The organism is Longimicrobium sp., from assembly GCF_048594345.1.
Classification (GTDB): Bacteria; Gemmatimonadota; Gemmatimonadetes; order Longimicrobiales; family Longimicrobiaceae; genus Longimicrobium.
This window is the reverse complement of the sequence record NZ_JBMDXM010000295.1, coordinates 1-21,532: the sequence shown is the minus strand read 5'-3', so window position 1 is coordinate 21,532 and position 21,532 is coordinate 1. Positions and strand designations below refer to the sequence as shown.

Genomic DNA, 21,532 nt, shown 5'->3' with positions numbered 1-21,532 from the left:
CGCCCCCCAACCTTCCGAAGCGCCTCAAGCCCAGCCCTGCATCAACCTCCCCCGGCAGTTTCGGGGGAGGTGGGCCGGTGGTGCCGGCCCGGAGGGGGCCTGCGCGGAGCCGTCCGAAGCGCCCCGCCGCCTGCCCCGCATCCAACCTCCCCCAGTCTTTTTTGGGGGAGGTGCGAGCCTAAGCGAGCGGAGGGGGCGCCGGCCCCTCGCACCCCACTATCCACCAGCCGCACTTCCGCACTTCCGCACTTCCGCACTCCCGCACTCCCGCACTCCCGCACTCCCGCACTTCCCCGCCCTACTTCCTCCCCCGCATCAGCATCTCCCGCCGGCTGGCGCCGCGGCCTCGGCCCGCCGCCTTTTCCGCGTCCTCCGGCTCCGCGCGGCGCGTCTGAGCATCCAGGTGCGCGGCAAAGGCGCCGACAGTTGGGTACTGAAAGAGGTCGATGATGGAGACGTCGCGGCCCAGCGCCCCGCGCAGCGCCTCCTGCAGGCGCGCCAGCAGCAGCGAGTGGCCGCCCACCTCGAAAAAGCTGTCGTTCACGCCTACGGACTCCAGCCCCAGCACGTCGCGCCACACGGCCGCGATCGCCCGCTCCAGCTCGCCCTGCGGCGGGGCCGCGGACTCGGCGGGCCCGGGGTCGGCCGGGGCGGGGAGCGCGGCGTGGTCCAGCTTGCCGTTGGGGGTGTGCGGAAACGCGTCCATCACCACGTACGCCTGGGGTACCATGTAGTCCGGTAGCGCGCGGCGAAGGTGCTCGCGCAACTCGGACGCGGACGGCTCGTGCTCCGGCGCCAACACCCACCCCACCAGCCGCGGCTCGCCGCGCCCGCCGGGGCGAACCAGGACCAGGGCGTCGCGCACGCCGGGGAACTCCATCAGCCGCGCCGCGATCTCGCCCAGCTCGATGCGGAAGCCGCGCAGCTTTACCTGGTGGTCAAAGCGGCCCAGGTAGGACAGCCGCCCGTCCGCCCGCCAGCGCACCCGGTCGCCGGTGCGGTACAGGCGGCTTCCGGGCGCGCCGAACGGGTTTGGGATGAACCGCTCCGCCGTGAGGGCGGGGCGGTTCAGGTAGCCGCGCGCCAGCCCCATCCCGCCCAGCAGCAGCTCGCCGGGAACGCCCACCGGCACCGGCTGGCCCGCGCGGTCCACCACGTAGCCGCGCAGGTTGTCCAGCACCGCGCCGATGTCCGGGTCGCGCCCGTCCGCCGCCACCCACTCGGACGTAGAGGCGACGGTGCATTCGGTGGGGCCGTAGACGTTGTGCAGCTGCACCACCCCCGCCCAGCGCGCCGCCGCCGCCGCGCTCAGCGCCTCGCCGCCCATCAGCAGCGCGCGCAGTTCCGGCAGCCCCTGGGGCGAAAGCAGCGGCAGGGCGGCGGGCGGCAGCAGGCAGACGCTGATGCGCTCGCGGCGCAGCGTGTCCTGCAGCGGCGGCCCCGGCATCAGCTCGTCGCGGGGGGCCAGCACCAGGCACGCGCCGATGATGAGCGTGGCGAACACCTCCTCCGCGCTCACATCGAACGAAAACGCGGCGAACTGCAGCACCCGGTCGCCCGCGTGGACGCCCATCCGGGAGCGCTGCATGTGCGCCAGGTTGGGCACGCCGCGGTGCGCCACCGCCACCCCCTTGGGCCGCCCCGTGGAGCCGGAGGTGTAGATGACGTACGCCAGGTTGTCCGCGTCGCACGGCACCGCCGGGTCCGTCGCCGGCCGCGCGACGATGGCGGCCGCTTCGGCGCGTACGTCGACCACCTCCGCGCCGATCCCCCCCAGCGCGGCGGGAAGCGGTCCGGGCGAGACCACCAGCCGCGCGCCACAGTCGGCCAGCATGTAGCGCAGGCGATCCACCGGGTTGGACGGATCCAGCGGCACGTACGCGCCCCCGGCCTTGAGCACCGCCAGGATGGCGATCACCGTCTCCGGCGTCCTTTCCGCCAGGATGCCGACGATGGACTCGCGTCCGGCGCCGCGCGCGATCAGGTGGTGCGCCAGGCGGTTGGCCGCCTCGTCCATCTCCCGGTACCTGATCGTCCGCCCGCGGAACGCCAGCGCCGGTGCGTCCGGCGTCCGCGCCGCCGTCTCCGCGATCAGGTGGTGGGCGGGGCGCTGGGGAACCGGATGATCGGCCCCGCTCCATTCCTCCAGCACGCGCCGCCGCTCCCCGCCGCGCAGCAGCCCGGGGAGGCGCGATACGGGGCGGTCCGGATCGGCCACCAGCGACGCGAGCAGCGCGGTAAAGTGCTCCGCCATCCGCTTAGCCGTCCCGTGGTCAAACAGGTCCGCCGCGTACTGAATCCCGCCCACGAACCCGTCCCCCTCCGGCTCCACCGCCACCACCAGGTCGAACTTGGCCGTCCCGTTCTCCCCCGGCTCCAGCGTGGTTTCCACCGCGCCGAAGGGGGGGATCACGCCCGGCTGCTGCAGGGAGAACGAAACCTGGAAGAGCGGGTGCCGGCTCAGGCTGCGGTCGATCCGCAGCTCGTCCACCAGCCGCTCGAAGGGGACGTCCTGGTGCGCCACCGCCCCCAGCGCCGTCTCGCGCACCCGGCCGATCACCTCGCGAAAGGCGGGATCGCCGGACAGGTCGGTGCGCAGCGCCAGCGTGTTGACGAACAGGCCGATCATCCCCTCCGTCTCCGGCCGCCCCCGCCCCGCCACCGGCGACCCGACCACCACGTCGTCCTGGCCGGACCAGCGGGCCAGGAGGAGCTGAAAGGCGCCCAAGAGGAGCTGAAAGCGGGTGGCGCCTTCCGCGCGCGCCAGATCGTCCACGCGGCGGGCGACCTGCGCGTCCACGCGGAACTCCACCGCGCCGCCGCGAAAGCTGGGCGTGGCGGGGCGCGGCCGGTCGGTGGGCAGCTCCAGCACCGGCACGCCGGCCAGCCGCTCGCGCCACCACCCGATCTGCCGCTCCAGCCGCGCACCCGTCAGCCATTCCCGCTGCCACGCCGCGTAATCCGGGTACTGCACGGCCAGCGGCGGCAGCTCCGGATCGCGCCCCTCCGCGTGCGCCGCGTACGCCTGCGCCAGCTCGCGGAACAGGATGTCGACGGACCACCCGTCCGCGATCACGTGGTGCAGGTTCAGGAGGAGCACCCACGCCTCGTCCGCGACCCGGATGAGCCCGGCGCGAAGGAGCGGCCCCGCCGCCAGGTCGAAGGGGCGGCGCGCGTCCTCGTCCGCCATCCGCTGCGCCTCGCGCTCCGCCACGTCCGCGGGAAGCACCGCCAGGTCGCTCATGGGGAGCGCGAACGGAGCGGGCGGATGCACCACCTGCAGCGGCCGGCCCTCCGCCGAGGGAAAAACGGTGCGCAGCGAATCGTGCCGGTGCACCACCCTCTCCAGCGCGCGCCGCAGCGCCTCCGGCCGCACCTCGCCCCGCAGCCGCACCCGCAGGGGCACGCTGTAAACGGCGTTCCCCGGGAGCATGCGGTCGATGAACCACATCCGCTCCTGCGCGAACGACAGCGGCAGTGCCCCGTCGCGCCCGATGGGGACGATCTCCGGTGACGCGTCCCCGGCGGACTCGCGCCCGGCGTCGATGCCGGCCGCCATCTCGCGCAGCGACGGCGCCTCGAAAACGGCGCGGATCGGCAGGTCGATGCCGAACGTGCGGCGGACGCGGGCAAGCAGCTGCATGGCCAGCAGCGAGTGCCCGCCCAGGTCGAAGAAGCCGTCCTCGCGCCCCGCCGGCACCCCCAGCAGCTCCGCCCACACTCCCGCAAGGGCGCGCTCGGTCTCAGTCGCCGGCGCGGCGCCCTCCGCCGCGTCCATCGCGGGCTCCGGCAGGGCCCGCCGGTCCACCTTGCCGGTGGTGGAGCGCGGAAGCGCGTCCATCGCCACAAAGGCGGCGGGGACCATGTAGTCCGGCAGCCGCTCGCGAAGGTGCGCGCGCAGCTCGTCGGCGGGCGGAACCCGCGCGCCGGCGGCGGGCGCGGCGTAGGCCACCAGCCTTCCGCCGCCTTCGGGGCGCAGCACCACGGCGGCCTGCGCCAGGGCGGGGTGCGCCAGCAGCGCCGCCTCGATCTCGCCGGTCTCGATGCGGTGGCCGCGCACCTTGACCTGGTGGTCGGCGCGGCCCAGGAACTCCAGGTCGCCGTCCGCCCGCCAGCGCACGCGGTCGCCCGTGGCGTACATCCGCGCGCCGGGCGCGCCGGACGGATCGGGAAGAAAGCGCTCCGCCGTCAGGGCCGCGCGCCCCACGTAGCCCCGGGCCAGGCCCGGCCCCGCCACGTACAGCTCGCCGGGCACGCCCACGGGGACGGGGTGCAGCCGCGCGTCCAGCACGTACGCGCGGTGGTTGGGCACGGGGCGGCCGATGGAGGGCAGCCCCGCCCCCTCCGGCGCCACGTCGCCGCCGGTGCTGGCGACGGAGTTCTCGGTGGGTCCGTACAGGTTCACCAGCCGCAGGCCGGCGGGCGGGCGGCGGCGCAACGCGTCGCCGCCGGTGCTCAGCACGCGCAGCGCGGCGGGCCGCGGGCCGCCGGCGTCCATGGCCTCCATCAGCGCCTCGGCCACGGGGGTGATGGCCATCGACAGGGTGATGCCGTGCGCGTCCATCCACCGCAGCAGCCCGGCGGCGTCCGTCCGCAGCGCGTCGGGGACCACGTGCACGGCGGCGCCGGAGGCCAGCATGGTCCACGTCTCCAGTACGCCGCCGTCGAACGCGGGGCTGATCATCATCGTCCCCCGGTCGCCCGGCCCGATCCGCCGGTCCGCGCGGAACCAGCCCGTGAGGTTGGAGAGCCCGCAGTGCGGCACGCCCACGCCCTTGGGCACGCCGGTGGATCCGGAGGTGAAGATGACGTAGGCCAGGTGGTCCGCCCCGATCTCCACGGCGGGAGCGTCGGCGGATTCCGACGCCAGCGCCGCCGCCTCCTCGTCCAGCGCCAGCACGGGGATGCCGGCCTCCGGAAGCCCCGCGCGCAGCCCGGTGCGGGTAAGGACGGCGGCGGCGTCCGCGGCACGCAGCATGGTCGCGGCGCGACCGGCGGGGGCGGCGGGGTCCAGCGGCAGGTACGCGCCGCCGGCCCGCAGCACCGCCAGCTGCGCCACCAGCAGCGCGGCGGAGCGCTCCAGCATCACCGCCACGCGCGTGTCGGGGCCCACCCCCATCCGCCGCAGCCGGTTGGCCAGCCGGTTGGCCCGCGCGTCCAGCTCCGCGTACGTCAGCGTCTCTCCGCCGTCCACCACGGCCGGCGCGTCCGGCGCGCGGGCGGCGTGCCGCGCCACCTGCACGTGCACGGGCGGCAGCGCCAGGTGCGCGGGGTGCGCGGCCCCCGCGCTCCAGGCGGCCACCCGCGCCCGCTCCGCCTCCGTCACCGGATCGAGGGTGGACAGGCGGCGGTCCGGGTCGGCCAGCGCCTGGTCCAGCAGGCGGAGATAGTGCTCGCCGATGCGCCCGGCCGTGGCCGCGTCGAACAGGTCGGTGGCGTACTCCAGGTACGCGGTGAACCCGCCCTCCGCCGCCTCCAGGTTCAGCACCAGGTCGAACTTGGCCGTCCGGTGCGGCGCGCTCCGTTCGCGCACCTCCACACCCGGCAGCGCGAACCCGCCCGCGGACGCCGCGTCAAAGGAGAACACGGTCTGAAAGACGGGGGTGCGGTCCAGCCGCCGCTCCACCTTCAGCTCGTCCACCAGCCGCTCAAAGGGCAGGTCCTGGTGCGCATACGCGTCCAGCGTGGTTTCGCGGACGCGCCGTACCAGCTCGCGGAACGTGGGGTCGCCCTCCAGGCTGGTCCGCAGCGGCAGCGTGTTGACGAACAGGCCCACGACCGGCTCCGTCTCCGGCCGGTGCCGCCCCGCCACGGGCGTCCCCACCACCACGTCGTCCTGGCCGGCGTAGCGGCCCAGGAGCGCCTGGAACGCGGCCAGCGTGGCCATGAACGGCGTCACGTGCTCCGCGCCCGCCAGTGCGCGGGCGCGCTCCGCCACCTCCGGCGGAATGCGGAAGGTGTGCAGCGCGCCGCGAAAGCTCTGCCGCGCCGGGCGCGGACGGTCCGTGGGCAGCGCCAGCGGCGCCGCGCCCTCCAGCGCGCCGCGCCAGTACGCCGTCTGCGCCTTCAGCGCGTCCCCTTGCAGCCAGCCGCGCTGCCACGCCGCGTAGTCCGCGTACCGCACGGCGAGCGGCGGCAGGGCAGCGTCCTTTCCTTCGACCCGCGCGGCGTACAGCGCCGCCAGCTCGCGCAGCAGGATGCCGATGGACCAGCCGTCCGCCGCCACGTGGTGCAGCGTGAGCGCCAGGACGTGCGTGTCCGCCGCGGTCCCGAAGAGCGCGGCCCGGACCGGCAGGTCGTGCGACAGGTCGAACGCGCGCGAGATCTCCTCCTCCACCCGCGCCTCCACCTCCCCCTCCGCCACCTGGGTGACGGCGAGTGCGAACGGCCCGGGCGCGGCCACGGCGGCGACGGGCCGGCCGTCGCGGTCCGCGATCCGCGTGCGCAGCGCTTCGTGGCGCGCGGCCAGGTCGCCCAGCGCGCCCCGCAGCGCCTCCACGTCCAGCGGCCCGGCCAGGTCGAGGACGAGCGGGATGTTGTACGCGCCCGCCGCCCCGGCCAGGCGGTCCAGGAACCACATCCGCTCCTGCGCAAAGCTCAGCACCGCCGGCTCACCCCCCGCGCGCGCCCGGATCGGCGGGATGCGCACGGCGCCGTCCGCGGCGGCGCGCGCCGTATCGATCTCCGCCGCGAGGGCCGCCAGCGTGGGGGCGGCGAATACCGCGCGCAGCGGCAGCTCCACCCCCAGCAGCCGGTCGATGCGCGACATCAGCCGCGCGGCCAGCAGCGAGTGCCCGCCGCGCTCGAAGAACGAATCGCCGCGGTGGATGGGGCCGGTCCCCAGCAGTTCCGCCCAGATCCCCGCCAGCAGCTGCTCCGTAGGCCCGCGCGGCGCTTCGCCGGCCTCCGCCGCCCGCGCGTCCGGCATCGGGAGCGCCTTGCGGTCCACCTTGCCGTTGGGCGTGAGCGGAAAGGCGTCCAGCGCGACGAACGCGGAGGGCACCATGTACTCCGGCAGCCGCTCGCGCAGGAAGGCGCGCAGCTCCGCGCCCGCCGGCGGCGCATCCGGAGCGCGCGGGAGGAGGTAGGCCACGAGCCGCGCATCGGCGCCCTCGCCGCGCACGGCGGCCGCCACGCCGCCGACCGCCGGATGCGCGCGCAAGGCAGACTCGATCTCCCCCAGCTCGATGCGAAAGCCGCGCAGCTTCACCTGGAAGTCGACGCGCCCCAGGAACTCCAGACCCGAAGTGCGTGAGTGCGTGAGTGCGTGAGTGCGTGAGTTCGCGGCTGTGGGATCCATTTCCTCACTTACCCTGCGGCGCACCCGGTCGCCCGTGCGGTACAGGCGGCTTCCGGCCGCGCCGAACGGGTCGGGGACGAACCGCTCCGCCGTGAGCCCCGGGCGGTTCAGGTAGCCGCGCGCCACGCCGTGGCCGCCGATGAACAGCTCGCCGGGGATACCCAGCGGCGCCGGATTCCCGGCCGGGTCCAGCACGTACAGCGTCGTGTTGCCGATCGGCGCGCCCAGTGGGATACAGCCCTCCGCCGGGACCGGCGCGGCGGCGGACCAGACGGTGGTTTCGGTGGGGCCGTAGAGGTTCCACACCTCCGCACCGGCGGCGAGCAGCGCGTCCGCGATGGGACGCGGCAACGCCTCGCCGCCGGAGAGCAGGCGCATCCCCGCGTCCGGCGTCCAGCCGGAGGCCAGCAGCATGGCCCACGTCGCCGGCGTCGCCTGCATGGCCGTCGCGCCGCTTCGGGCGATGAGGGCGGCGAGGAGCCGGGGATCCTCCGCCTGCTCGCGGGTGGCCACAACGGTGCGCGCGCCCAGCGTCAGCGGGAGGAACAGCTCCAGTACGGAGATGTCGAAGGCGATGGTGGTCACCGCCAGCAGCGTGTCGTCCGCCCGCAGCCCCGGCGCCTCGGCCATGGCGCGCAGAAAGCTGGATACGCCGCCGTGCCGCACCATCACGCCCTTGGGCCGCCCCGTCGATCCGGAGGTGTAGATGACGTACGCCAGCTCCTCCGCCCCCACCTCCGCGTCCGCATCCACCCCATCCGCCGGGCCAATCCCGTCCAGGACGATCCGGTCGATGGAGGAGGCGGGGAGCCGGTCCGCGAGCGTCCCGTCCAGCAGCAGGATCGGCGCGCCGGAATCCTCCAGCATGTACGCCAGGCGCTCCGCCGGGTACGCGGGATCCAGCGGCAGATACGCGGCGCCGGTGCGCAGCACGCCCAGCAGCGCCGCCACCATCCGGGCGGACCGTTCCGCGCAGACGGCGACCAGGCATCCCCGCCCCGCCCCGCGCGCCCGCAGCGCCGCGGCCACACCGGCGGAGAGCGCGTCCACTTGCGCGTAGGTGAGCGCGCCGTCCGCGCCCTCCACGGCCGCCGCGTCGGGCGTCCGCGCCGCCTGTTCCGCGAACAGCCGGTGGACGGGGACGAACGGCCAGTCGCGCTCCGTCGCGTTCTCCTCCCGGACCACAACCGCGCGCTCCGCATCGGACAGCAGTGGCAGCCTCGAAATACGCGCATCCGGATCGGCCGCGGCGGCGGGAAGGAGGACGGCGAAGTGCGCCATCATCCGCTCCATCGTCGCCGCGTCCCACAGCGCCGTGGCGTACTCGGCCAGGCCGCGCAGTGCTTCGTCGTCCTCCTCCTCCAGCTGCACCGTCAGGTCCACGCGCGCCGTGCCGCCCGCGTCCGGAAGGGGGCGCACGCGAAGGCCTTCGAGTTCCATCTCCCCGGCCGGGGCGTTCAGCAGGCTGAACATCACCTGAAAGACGGGCGCATGGCTCAGCGAGCGCTGCACGCCCAGCTCCCGCAGCAGCTCCTCGAACGGCACGTCCTGGTGCGCGTACGCCTGCAGCGTGCTCTCGCGGACGCGCGCCAGCAGCGTGCGGAACGGGGGGTCGCCGCCCACGTCCGTCCGCATGGCCAGCGCGTTGACGAACAGGCCCACCAGCCCCTCCACCTCCGGCAGCCCGCGCCCCGCCACCGGCGAGCCGACCACGACGTCCGTCTGCCCGCTCCACCGGTGCAGCACGGCGCTCCACGCGGCCAGCAGCACCATGTATAGCGTGGCACCCTCGCGGCGGGCCAGCTCCCGCGCCGCACGCGCCACCTCGGGCACAATGGTGAAGTGGTGCATGGCGCCGCGCGTGTCCGCCTCCGCGGGGCGAGGCCGGTCGTACGGAAGCTCCAGCAGGGCGGGCGCGCCGGCCAGCCGCTCGCGCCAGAACGCGCGCTCGCGCCGCACCGCGTCGCCGTTCAGCCAAGTGCGCTGCCAGAGCGCGTAGTCCGCGTACTGCACCGGCAGCTCCGGCAGCGCCGCCTCGCCGCCGGCCACAAAGGCGCGGTACAGCTGTGTCAGCTCGCGCATCATCACCCCCCACGACCAGCCGTCGGCGGCGATGTGGTGCACGTTCAGCAGCAGCACGTGCCGCTCCGGAGCGATCCGCAGGAGCCGCGCGCGGACCGGCGGCTCCTCACGCAGGTCGAAGGGCTCGCGCACGTCCGCTTCCGCCCGCCCGCGCACCTCGTCCTCCGCCACGTCGTCGACGGGGAGGGTGAAGCGCGGCTGGGGAAGGACGTCCTGCACCGGCTGGCCGTCCACCTCCGGATAGCGCGTGCGCAGGGTCTCGTGGCGCGCCAGCAGCGCCTCGAACGCGCGGCGCAGCGCGTCCACGTCCAGCGGACCCTGCAGCTGCAGCGCCTCGGCGATGTTGTACGCGCCAGAGGCGGGCGACATCCGCTGCAGGAACCACATCCGCTCCTGCGCAAAGCTCAGCGGCACCGGGCCGGCCCGCTCCACACGCACCAGCGGCGGCCCGTCCGTCGCCGCCGACCCGGCGTCCAGCCGCTCCGCCAGCGCGCGGACGGTGGGCGCCTCGAACATCGCGCGCAGCGGCAGCTCCACGCCCAGCTCGCGCCGCACGCGGGAAAGCACCTGCGTGGCCAGAAGGGAGTGGCCGCCCAGCTCAAAGAAGTCGTCCTCCGCGCCCACCCGCTCGCGCCGCAGCACCTCGCGCCAGATCTCCGCCACCGCCTCCTCGCGCGGCGTGCGCGGCGGCACGAAGACGCGCGCTTCCTCCCTGGCATCCGGCGCGGGGAGCGCGCGGCGGTCGAGCTTGCCGGCGGGCGTAAGCGGAAACGCGTCCAGCGCGACGAAGGCGGACGGCACCATGTAGTCCGGCAGCCGCTCGCGCAGGAACGCGCGCAGCTCCGTGCTCGCCGGCGGCGCATCCGGAGCGCGCGGAACGGTGTAGGCCACGAGCCGCGCGTCCCCCGCCTCCGTGCGGACGAGCGCGACGGCTTCGCGGACGCCGGGGTGCGCGCGCAGCACCCCCTCGATCTCCCCCAGCTCGATGCGGAAGCCGCGCAGCTTTACCTGAAAGTCCACGCGTCCCAGGAACTCCAGCGCGCCGTCCGTCCGACGCCGCACCCGGTCGCCGGTGCGGTACAGGCGGCTTCCGGCCGCGCCGAACGGGTCGGGGACGAACCGCTCCGCCGTCAGCCCCGGGCGGTCCAGGTAGCCGCGCGTCACTCCGTCGCCGCCGATGAACAGCTCGCCGGGGATGCCCAGCGGCGCCGGGTTGCCGGCCGGATCCAACACGTACAGCGTGGTGTTGCCGATCGCCTCGCCCAGCGGGATCGCGCCCTCCGCGGGGACACGCGCGGCGGCGGACCAGACGGTGGTTTCCGTCGGGCCGTAGAGGTTCCACACCTCCGCACCGGCGGCGAGCAGCGCGTCCGCCACGGTGCGCGGCAGCGCCTCGCCGCCGGTGAACAGGCGCATCCCCGCGCGCGGCGTCCACCCGGACGCCAGCAGCATCGCCCACGTGGCCGGCGTCGCCTGCATCACGCTGGCGCCGCTCCGGGCGAGGAGCGCGGCCAGCAGCGTGGGGTCCGCCGCCTGCTCGCGCGTGGCCACGACGGTGCGCGCGCCAAGGGACAGCGGAAGGAACAACTCCAGGACGGAGATGTCGAACGCGATGGTCGTCACCGCCAGGAGCACGTCGTCCGGGCGAAGGCCGGGGACCTCCGCCATCGAGCGCAGGAAGTTGCCCGCGCCGCCATGGCGCACCATCACGCCCTTGGGCCGGCCGGTGGAGCCGGAGGTGTAGATGACGTACGCCAGGTCCTCCGCGGACACCTCCGCGTCCGCATCCGCATCCACGGAATCCGCCGGGACGACGTCGTCCAGCAGCACGCGGCCGATGCCGGACGTGGGGAAGCGATCCGCCAGCGCACGCTCGGTGAGCAGCAGGCGCGCGCCGGAATCGTCCAGCATGTACGCCAGCCGCTCCGCGGGATAGTCGCGGTCCAGCGGCAGATACGCGGCGCCCGCGCGCAGCACGCCCAGCAGCGCCGCCACCATCCGCGCGGAGCGCTCCACCCCCACGGCGACGATCGTCCCCCGCCCCGCCCCACGCGCCCGGAGCGCCGCGGCCACGCCGGCGGAGACCGCGTCCAGCTCCGCATAGGTCAGCGCGCCGTCCGCGCCTTCCACGGCGACGGCGTCCGGCGTGCGCGCGGCCTGCTCCGCGAACAGGCGGTGCATGGGCGTGAACGGCCAGTCGCGCGCGGTGGCGTTCGGCTGCTCCACGACCGCCGCGCGCTCGTCGTCATCCACCAGCGGCAGGCGCGAGACGAGGGCGTCGGGCTTCGCGGCGCCGTGCCCAAGCAGGCGCTTGAGGTGCGCCACCATCCGGCCCGCCGTGGCGTGCTCAAAGAGGTCGGTCGCGTACTCCGTCTCCACCCAGAACCCGCCGCCGGCCTCCTCGTACAGGTCGAACGCCAGGTCAAAGCGGGCGGTGTCGTACTCCACCCGCAGCGGCGCGATCTCGATCCCGGCCAGGCTCTCGCCCCCGGCGCCGGTGTTCTGCAGCATCAGCGAGACCTGGAACACCGGGTTGCGGCTCAGGTCGCGGGCGATGCGCAACTCCTCGACAATGCGCTCGAAGGGCAGGTCCTGGTGGTCGAACGCCGCCAGCGTCGCCGCCTTTTCGCGCCGCACGAGCGCGCGGAAGGTGTCGTCCGCGCGCACCTGCCCGCGCAGCGGCAGCGTGTTGACAAAGAAGCCGATCAGCCCCTCCACTTCCGTGCGCCCGCGCCCCGCCACCGGCGCGCCGATGACCACGTCCTCCTGTCCGGACCAGCGCGCCAGTACGGCGCGCAGCCCCGCCAGCAGCACGGCGAAGGGCGTGGTCCGTTCCTCCGCCGCCAGCGCGCGGATGCGCTGCCCCAGCTCTGGCTCCATCCGGTCGTGCCATACGCGCCCGCGGTGGCGCTCCGCCGGAGGGCGCGGGGCGTCCGTGGGCAGCTCCAGCGCGGGCGGGGCGCCGGCCAGCGCACCGCGCCAGAACGCGCGCTGCTTCTCCAGCGTCGCACCGCTCAGGTGCTCGCGCTGCCACGCGGCGTAGTCCGCGTACTGCACGGGGAGCGCGGGAAGCGGATCGGGCGCGCCGGCGCGAAAGGCGGCGTACAGCGCGCCCAGCTCGCTCGCCAGGATCCCCAGGCTCCACCCGTCCGAGATCACGTGGTGCATCGCCAGCAGCAGCACGTGCTCGTCGTCCCGCAGGCGCAGAAGGCGCGCGCGAAAGAGCGGCCCCGCGACCAGGTCGAAGCCGGTGGCGGCGTCCGCGTGCACCCGGTCGTGCACGGCCGCCTCGCGCGCCTCGTCCGCCAGCGCGGCAAGGTCTTCGACGGGGAGCGGGACGGGCGCGAAGGGGTGGACGACCTGCACCGGCGCGCCGTCCGCGCCCTCGGTGAACGTCGTGCGGAGCGACTCGTGGCGCGCGCGCACGGCGTCGAGGGCGCGCTCCAGCGCGGCCACGTCCAGCACGCCATGCAGCCGCAGCGGGCGCATCAGGTTGAAGGCGGTGCTCCCCGGGTCCAGCCGGTCCAGCACCCACAGGCGCCGCTGGCTAAAAGAGAGGGGCAGCGGCCCCGTGCGCGGGCGCGGCACCAGCGCGGGGCCGGCGGCGTGCGTGCGCTGCAGCTGCATCCGCAGCTCCAGCAGGCGGCGCTTTTCGGGGGACAGGCCGGCCAGGCGCCCCTGCAGGTCCGTCACAGGCCTCCTCCCCCCACCAGCGCCCCCTCGGCCTCCAGCAGCGCCAGCACCTGCTCGTCCGAAAGCTCGTCCAGGTCGTCCATCAGCGCCGCCATCGCCTCCAGCTGCGCCGCCTCCACCACCGCGGAAAGCTGCGCCAGCGTGGGCGCGTCGAAGATGCGGGCAAGGGGCAGCTCCACCCCCAGCGCCTCGCGCACCCGCGTCACCACCTGGCTGGCCAGAAGCGAGTGGCCGCCCAGCTCGAAGAAGTTGTCGTCCAGGTACACGCGCTCGGCGTGCAGCACCTGGGTCCACACCGCGGCCAGCGCGCGCTCGGTCTCCGTCCGCGGCTCCGCGGGCGGCGCGTCGCCGCGGCGCCGGGCGGGCGCGGGCAGGGCGCGGCGGTCCACCTTGCCGTTGGGGGTCAGCGGCAGGGCGTCCATCACCACCACCGCGGAAGGAAGCATGTACGCGGGGAGCTGCGCCCGCAGGCAGCCGCGGATGGCCGCCGCCACGTCGTCGGGATGCTCTTCCAGCGTAGCCACGGGAACCACGTACGCCACCAGCCGCCGCTCGCCGGGCACGTCCTCGCGCACCAGCACCACGCAATCCGCCACCGCGGGATCGCGCTGCAGAGCGGCCTCCACCTCCCCCGGCTCGATGCGGTAGCCGCGGATCTTTACCTGTTGGTCAATGCGGCCCAGGAACTCCAGCGTGCCGTCCGGGCGCCAGCGCACCCGGTCGCCCGTGGCGTAGAGGCGCGCACCCGGCGTGGCGGAGAAGGGATGGGGGATGTAGCGCGACGCGGTGGCCGCGGCGCCGTTCAGGTAGCCGCGCGCCAGCCCCTCGCCGCCCACGAACAGCTCGCCGGGCACGTCCACGGGGACGGGGTGCAGCTGCGCGTCCAGCACGTACGCCGTGCTCCCCGCGATCGGCTGGCCGATGGGGATGGAGGCGCGCCCGGCGTCTTCCGCGCGCAGGCGATGGCAACAGGAGAAGGTGGTGTTCTCCGTCGGTCCGTAGCCGTTCACCAGCCGAAGCGACGGATGCGCCTCCAGCACCCGGCGCACGTGGGGAACGGAAAGCACGTCGCCGCCGGCCAGCAGCTGCCGCAGCCCGCCCAGCGCGGGCAGGTTGGCGTCCACCATCTGGTGGAACAGGCCGGCCGTCAGCCACGCGCCCGTCACCCCGTGGCGGGAGATGAATCCGCCCAGCGCTTCCGGCGTCGGCAGCTCCGCGGGAAAGATGGCCACGCGGCCGCCGTTCAGCAGCGGCGCCCACAGCTCCAGCGTGGACGCGTCAAAGGCCACCGGCGCCAGCTGCAGCCAGGTCTCGTCCGCCGCGAAGCGCGCGCTGTCGCCGCCGCGCACCAGGCGCAGCACGGCGCGGTGGGGAACCACGACGCCCTTGGGCCGCCCGGTCGATCCGGAGGTGTAGATGACGTACGCGGCGCCGTCCGGCCCCGTATCCACCCGCGGATCGTCCGAGGACGCCGTGGCGAACGCATCCCGCTGCACGTCCACGAACACCGTCCGCACCTCCGGGTCCGGCGGAACGGACGTGGCCAGCCGCACCTGCGCCAGCACCACCCGCGCGCCGCAGTCGGCCAGCATCAGCTCCACGCGGCCGCGGGGATACTGGGGGTTGATGGGGACATACGCGCCGCCCGCCTTCAGCACGCCCAGGATGGCGACGACCAGCTCCGGCGAGCGATCCATCACCAGCGCCACGGGCTGGTCGGCGCCGACGCCCAGGGCGCGCAGATGGTTGGCCAGACGCGACGAGCGCTCGTGCAGCTCGCCGTACGTCATCGTCCCCCCGTCCCACGAGAGCGCCACTCGTGACGGATCGCTTTCCGCCACCGCGGCGAAGGTGGCGTGGACGGTGGATTCGTGCGGATGGACGCGCGCCGCGCCGCTCCAGCGCTTCACCAGCCGGCGCCGCTCCTCCGCGTCCACCAGCTCCGCCCGCGAGGCGGGGCGGTCCGGATCGGCCGCGACGCCCTCCAGCAGGTGCAGGAACAGGCGGATCATCCGCTCCGCCGTGGCAGCCTCCCACAGGTCCGTGGCGTACTCCACCCGCCCGCGCAGCCGCTCGCCCTGCTCCTCCATCTCCAGAAACAGGTCGAACTTGCTGGTGCCGCTGTCCACCTCTTCCAGCCGCAGCGCCAGCCCAGGCAGCCGCACCGGCTCCACCGGCACGTTCTGCAGCGCGAACGCGACCTGAAAGAGCGGGTTGTGGCTCAGCGTGCGGTCCGGCTGAATCGCCTCGACCACCCGCTCGAAGGGCAGGTCCTGGTGCGCGTACGCCTCCAGCGTCGTCTCCCGCACGCGTCCGATCAGCGCGCGGAAGGTGGGGTCGCCGCTCAGGTCCGTGCGCAGCGCCATGGTGTTGACGAAAAAGCCGATCAGCCCCTCCACCTCGCCCCGCATCCGCCCCGCGATCGGCGAGCCCACGACGACGTCGTCGCGGCCGGACAGGCGGTGGATCAGCAGGTCGAAGGCGGCCAGCAGCACCATGAAGAGCGTGGAATCCGTCTCCCGGGCAAGCGCGCGCAGCCGGGCCGCCAGGGCGGGGGGCACCTCGAAAGCGTGGCTCGCGCCGCGGTGGCTCTGCACGGCGGGGCGCGGTCGGTCGGTGGGCAGCTCCAGCACGGCGGGGGCGCCGGCCAGCCGCTCGCGCCAGTACGCCAGCTGCTCGTCCAGCGCCCCGCCCGCCATCCACGCCCGCTGCCACTCCGCGTAGTCCGCGTACTGCAGCGGCGGCTCGGGGAGCGGCGACGGCTCGCCCGCGCGGAACGCCCCGTACAGCGCGGACAGCTCGCGGAACAGCAGGTCGATGGACCAGCCGTCTCCCGCCACGTGGTGCAGGTTCAGGACGAGGGCGTGCTCCGTGTCCGCGACGTGGATGAGCAGCGCGCGCAGCATCAGCCCGCGGCGCAGATCGAAGGGTTGCTCCGCCGCGTCCCGCATCAGCCGCGGCACCTCGCCGCGCGCCCACTCGCGGGGGAGCGCGCGCAGGTCGGCGATCGGCAGGTCGAAGGACGGGGGGGCGGGATGGATGACCTGCCACGAGCCGGACGCGTCGGCGCGGAAGGTGGTCCGCAGCACCTCTTGCCGGCGGACGATTTCCGCCAGCGCGTGGCGCAGCGCGTCCACCTCCAGCGCCCCCTCCATCCGCACCGCGAACGGCAGGTTGTAGAACGCGCTGTCCGGCTCCATCTGGTGCAGAAACCACAGCCGCTGCTGCGCAAACGAAAGCGGCTGCGGATCCGAGCGGCGGGACGCGCGCAGCGGGGCGTGCGGCAGGTGCACCGCCGCACCCCGCGCCGCGTCCACCGCCGCCGCCAATGCCGCCACCGTGGGCGCGTCGAACAGCGCGCGTACGGGAAGCTCCACCCCCAGCCGCTGGCGGATGCGCGACAGCACCTGCATGGCCAGCAGCGAGTGGCCGCCCAGCGCCCAGAAGTCCGCGTCCGCACCCACGCGGGGGATGCCCAGCACCTCGCGCCACGCCCGCGCCACCTCGCGCTCCGTGTCTCCGCGCGGCTCCGCGAAGCCGGGGAGCGGCGGGTCCAGCTCCGCCGGCGCGGGAAGGGCGCGGCGGTCGATCTTGCCGTGCGCGCTCAGCGGCAGCGCGCCGATAACGACCAGGGCGGAGGGCACCAGGAAGCCCGGGAGCCGGTCGCGCAGCCAGCGCCGCAGCTCCGCCTCGTCGATTCCTTCGAGGGCGGGCACCGCGTACGCCACCAGCCGCACCCCCGCGCCGTCGAACTCGCGCGCGACCACGGCGGCCTGCGCCACGGCGGGGTGCTCCGCCAGCACCGCCTCCACCTCGCCCGGCTCCACGCGAAAGCCGGCGATCTTCACCTGCTCGTCCACGCGGCCCAGGAACTCGATCTCCCCGTCCGCGCGCCAGCGGGCGCGGTCGCCGGTGCGGTACAGGCGGCTTCCGGGCGCGCCGAACGGGTCCGGCGCGAACCGCTCCGCCGTCAGCCCCGGCCGTCCCAGGTACCCCCGCGCCACCCCCTCGCCGCCGATGCACAGCTCGCCCTGGCTGATGGCCAGCAGCTCGTCGGAAAGGATGTACGTCCGCGCGTTGGACATCGCCCGGCCGATCGGCACCTCGCCGTCGACGCGATCGACCGCCTCGTAGATCGTCGCGGTGACGGCGGCTTCGGTGGGGCCGTAGCCGTTCATCCACCGGATCCCGCCACCGGCGATGCGCCGCCACTCCGCCAGCGCCGCCGGCTGCGCCTTTTCGCCGCCCACGATCGCCAGCCGCAACGCGGAGGGGAGCGCGGCGCCGGACGCGGCCAGGTCGTGCACCCAGGCGTGCCAGAAGGCGGTGGGGATGTTCAGCACCGTCACGCGCTCATCCGCCAGCCACGCCATGAACTCCGTGCCGAACCCCGCCACCCGCTCGGGCCGAAAGACGACGGCGCCGCCGGCCGCCCAGGTGGGAAAGATCTCCTCGACGGAAATGTCGAAGCCGATGGAGGTGAGCTGCGACGCGCGGTCCGCCGCCGTCAGCCCGTAGCGCTCGATGATGGCCAGGTTGTGCGAGCCCAGCGCGCGGTGGCTCACGCCCACGCCCTTGGGGCGCCCCGTGGAGCCGGAGGTGTAGATGACGTACGCCAGCGCGTCGGGATGCAGCGCACCCTCCAGATCGTGCGCGTCCTCGCGCAGCAGCAGATCGCTCTCCGGATCGGCGACCAGCGTCTCCGCGCCGCATTCGGCCACGCGCGCCCGCGTCGCCGCGGTGCACAGGACCAGCCGCGCGCCGGAATCCCCCAGCACGTAGCGGATGCGCTCCGCGGGATACTCCGGATCCACCGGGACGTACGCGCCGCCGGCCTTGAGCACCGCCAGCAGCGCGGCGGGAAGGGCCGGCCCTCGCTCCATCGCCACCGCCACCCGCACATCCGCCCCCACGCCGCGCCGGCGCAGCACGCGGGCCAGCCGGTTGGCCGCCGCGTTCAGCTCACCGTACGTCAGCACGCGCCCCGCGAACACCGCCGCCGGCGCACCCGGGCTGCGCCCCGCCGCCGCCTCGAACAGGCAATGGGCGAACGCCGGCCCGCACTCCGCCGTCATGGCAAAGCGCCCGCCCGGCTGGCTGGCCGGTCGTGCATCGGAGGAGATGAGCGTCGAGGTGGCGATCATCGGTGGCTGAGCACGGGAAACCCGGAGGTCCGGGACGTGGTACCGGGCACGACGCCCTAAGCGGGCACCCGGCGCGACAATTCCTTTTGTGCCATCGAAAACACTCATACGAAACGAGCCGCCTGGAGTGGGTGCGGCGCTGCCGCACCTTCCGCCCCAGGCCCGCAACCTCACGCGGCCGGTGTTATCGTGAGGAGATAACCTAATGCAGTTTCAGCGGAAAATGAATGCCCATGCGAAGCAGACAGTGACCAGAGCTTGAAAGTGGTACACGGAAAACACTACTTTATTCATTGCAAATGCTTGTACTTATACAACTGCGGAGTACGGAAGGCGCATCACACCGTATTTGAGCAATGGCACAATACAAGCTAAATAATTACAATCTGCTGAGGCAAGGAAGGTAGCAGATGGTAATTCGTGGATGAAAAAACGCGCGCCCGGCACAGTGCCCGGCGCGCGGAGGCGGAGGTATTCAGGGATCAGGAGGAGATATCAACCCGTACGCAAAGCGACACTACTAACGCACTGCATCGAGCACCTGGTGCAGGTCGCTGGCGAGGGTGCGCAGAAAGACGGCGCGGTCGTCGATCAGAAAGAAGTGGCCGCCGGGAAACATGCGCAGCACAAAGGAGCCGGCCGTGTGGCGCGCCCACGCTTCAGACTGGCCGCGGGGAACCCTGGGATCGGTAAGTCCGCCGTACGCCGTGATCGGGCACGCAAGCGGCGGCTGCTCGGCGAACTCGTACGTCTCGTGGATGGCCACGTCGGCGCGCAGGGTGGGCACCAGCAGCGCCAGCAGCTCCTGGTGGGCCAGCAGCTCGGCGGGAAGTCCGCCCAGCTCCTGCAGGTCGGCAAGGAACTCGGCGTCGGGGAGGTGGTGGATGGGCGGGCTGTCCGCCGCCACGTCCGGCGCGCGCCGTCCCGACGCGAACAAATGCACCGGCCCCGGCCGTCCGCGCGCGCGCAACGTGCGCGCCAGCTCAAAGCTGATCAGCGCCCCGTTGCTGTGCCCAAACAGCGCGAAGGGAAGCGTGAGATACGGCTGCACCGCGTCCGCCAGCGCCTCCACCAGCGGCCCTACCCGCTCGAAGGGTGTTTCCATGATGCGGTTCTCGCGCCCGGGCAGCTGTACCAGGCACACCTCCACTTCCGGCGGCAGCGCGTCTGCCCAGCCCCGGAACGCCGATGCCCCGCCCCCCGCGTGCGCAATGCAGAACAGCCGCAGCCTGGCACGCGGCAAAGGCCGCGGACGGATGATCCAGCGGTCGGAGGAGGAGGATTTGTTCACGTCGGTTCGGATTCTGGTGGAAAGAGGCGGGCAAAGTAACGGAAAGAGCGGGTGGGGTGAAGGGGTGAAGGGGTGTGATGGTGTGAGGGTGTGATGGTGTGATGGTGTGAGGGTGTGAGGGTGTGAGGGTGTGAGGGTGTGAGGGTGTGAGGGTGTGAGGGTGTGAGGGTGTGAGGGTGTGACGGGGCGTCGGCAGGAACCCGGAGCCTCACCGGCATCCCGCGGAGACGCACCGCGGGTGTGCGCGACGTTTATACCCTCTCCCGCTTGCGGGAGAGGGTGCGAGCCTAAGCGAGCGGGTGAGGGTCCCGCGCCGTGGCCTCTCCGGCGCGTTATCGATCGAACGAGTTCATCTACGGGATGCGCGGCGCCTTGCCCCCTGGCGCGCAGTGCACGAAGATGGGGCCGCTGAGAAGACTCCATCCGCAGACCACGGGATAACCGATGCCGCGCAACTGGCTAATGAAGAGCGAGCCCGGCGTGTTCTCCATCCACGACCTGCGCCGTGACGGGCGCACGGGGTGGGAGGGGGTGCGCAACTACCAGGCGCGCAACTTTCTGCGCGACGACGCCAAACCCGGCGATCGCGTGCTGTTCTACCACAGCAACGCCAATCCGCCGGGCGTGGCCGGCCTGGCGCGCATCGCCCGCGCCGGCTATCCGGACCCCACCGCGCTGGACCCGGGCAGCGACTACTTCGATCCCAAGGCCAGCGAGGCCGATCCGCGCTGGTTCACGGTCGACATCGAGTTCGAGGAAGCGTTCCCCGCCCTGGTGTCGCTGGACGACCTGCGGGCCACGCCGGGTCTGGAGAAGATGCTCGTCATCAACAAGAGCCGCCTCTCCGTCCAGCCCGTCACCGACGAAGAGTACGACATCGTCGTCCGCCTGGGCCGCGCCGCCAGGCCTGCTGAGTAGGCGAACGCCAAAAAGATCGGGCCTCACACAGACACAGAGTTAACAGAGTCAACAGAGTTGATTCGAAGTGTCTCCTCGGACAGAAGCGCGAGCAAAACGGCACGAGCAAACTCTGTTGACTCCGTTAACTCTGTGTGAGGCCTGTCTTTTCCCGGCCTACGCGACGACCCGTGGGCGAGATACGAGCGGAGCGGCCGTGACGGGACGCGGCTCGCGCGCGGGGCGGGCCGGGAGCGCCCAGTCGGGAAGCTCGGGCGGATCCCAGCGGAACAGCTTCTGGTCCTTGGTGCGCCCGCGAAAGCGCCCGCGCTCGCTGATGACGGCGAACGTTTCTTCCAGCGCGTACAGGTAGCGACCGATCCCCCACTGCACCGCCGCGCGCTTCATGGCGCCCGACAGGCCGCCCTTTACGCCTTCGACGTCGGTGTTCTCGGCCCCGTCCCACTTGGTGACCCACTCGTCGCCCACGCGGATGGAAAGCCCGCACATCACCCCGCCATCCGGGCCGGGGCGAAACTCGTTACGCCAGTTCTCGGGGCCCACCACCTCGTCCAGGCGCATCTGGATGGCCCGGTTGGTCACGTATGGAACCGTGATGGCCCACACGCGCCCGTTCTTTTCGCCGGCCTGCTGAATGCGCCACTCGATGGCGTCGGCCTCGAAGTAGTCCTGCATCGCCTTGAAGTTGATCTCCGCCATCGCGCCCTCCATGTCGCTTCGCTCACCGCCCGGGACACGCCTCCTCTATCTTCGGTTTATATTCGGTATAATACCCGAAGCTGTCAAGGGAAGAGAGCTGGCCCGTCCGCAACGTGGCGGCTGTCGACAGGGGGAATGAAGTGATGCGCCCTTGGGACAGTTGGGCGCGAGGGCCGGCGCCCCCTCCGCTCGCTTGGGCTCGCACCTCCCCCAAAAACCCCTGGGGGAGGTTGGGTGTAAGGCTGGCGGCGGTGAGTTTCGGACGGAACAGTGCGGGATGGTGGGCGCCCCCCTCCCCGGCCCTCCCCCGCAAACTGCGCGGGGGAGGGAGGTGCGACGCACCTGTCGAAGCGCGATCGACGTGCTCCCCTCTCCGTGAGGAACGAACGGGGAGGGGCCGGGGGA

Annotated in this window: 4 protein-coding genes and 1 pseudogene; 1 reads left to right on the top strand and 4 read right to left on the bottom strand. The window is 73.5% G+C overall.

Annotated features, from left to right (window positions below; translation table 11 throughout):
• Positions 1 to 298 precede the first annotated feature (298 nt).
• The 3 genes from ACOJUJ_RS30370 to ACOJUJ_RS30360 all read right to left on the bottom strand — a co-directional run bounded on the left by ACOJUJ_RS30370 (position 299) and on the right by ACOJUJ_RS30360 (position 19,462).
• Positions 299 to 13,075, bottom strand: a complete 12,777-nt coding sequence (locus ACOJUJ_RS30370; RefSeq protein ID WP_420130680.1) for an amino acid adenylation domain-containing protein — start codon at positions 13,073 to 13,075, stop codon at positions 299 to 301.
• Positions 13,072 to 18,219, bottom strand: coding sequence for an amino acid adenylation domain-containing protein (locus ACOJUJ_RS30365; RefSeq protein ID WP_420130679.1), 5,148 nt, complete (start codon positions 18,217 to 18,219; stop codon positions 13,072 to 13,074). Before ACOJUJ_RS30365 ends, ACOJUJ_RS30370 begins: the two co-directional genes overlap by 4 nt.
• Before the next feature lie 520 nt (positions 18,220 to 18,739).
• Complete coding sequence (locus tag ACOJUJ_RS30360) at positions 18,740 to 19,462, bottom strand: thioesterase II family protein (protein ID WP_420130678.1); 723 nt, start codon at positions 19,460 to 19,462, stop codon at positions 18,740 to 18,742.
• 492 nt (positions 19,463 to 19,954) lie between these two features.
• On the opposite strand from ACOJUJ_RS30360, the gene ACOJUJ_RS30355 reads away from it, so the two are divergent.
• Positions 19,955 to 20,428, top strand: coding sequence for an EVE domain-containing protein (locus ACOJUJ_RS30355; RefSeq protein WP_420130677.1), 474 nt, complete (start codon positions 19,955 to 19,957; stop codon positions 20,426 to 20,428).
• 225 nt (positions 20,429 to 20,653) lie between these two features.
• Here ACOJUJ_RS30355 and ACOJUJ_RS30350 read toward each other — a convergent pair.
• A pseudogene (locus tag ACOJUJ_RS30350) lies at positions 20,654 to 21,118 on the bottom strand (Rad52/Rad22 family DNA repair protein); the annotation flags it as partial.
• Between the last annotated feature and the right edge of the window lie 414 nt (positions 21,119 to 21,532).

Bases quoted from the DNA above. Each gene is read 5' to 3' on its own strand.
- ACOJUJ_RS30355 (WP_420130677.1), top strand. From the start codon at position 19,955: ATGCCGCGCAACTGGCTAATGAAGAGCGAGCCCGGCGTGTTCTCCATC.
- ACOJUJ_RS30365 (WP_420130679.1), bottom strand. From the start codon at position 18,219: ATGATCGCCACCTCGACGCTCATCTCCTCCGATGCACGACCGGCCAGC.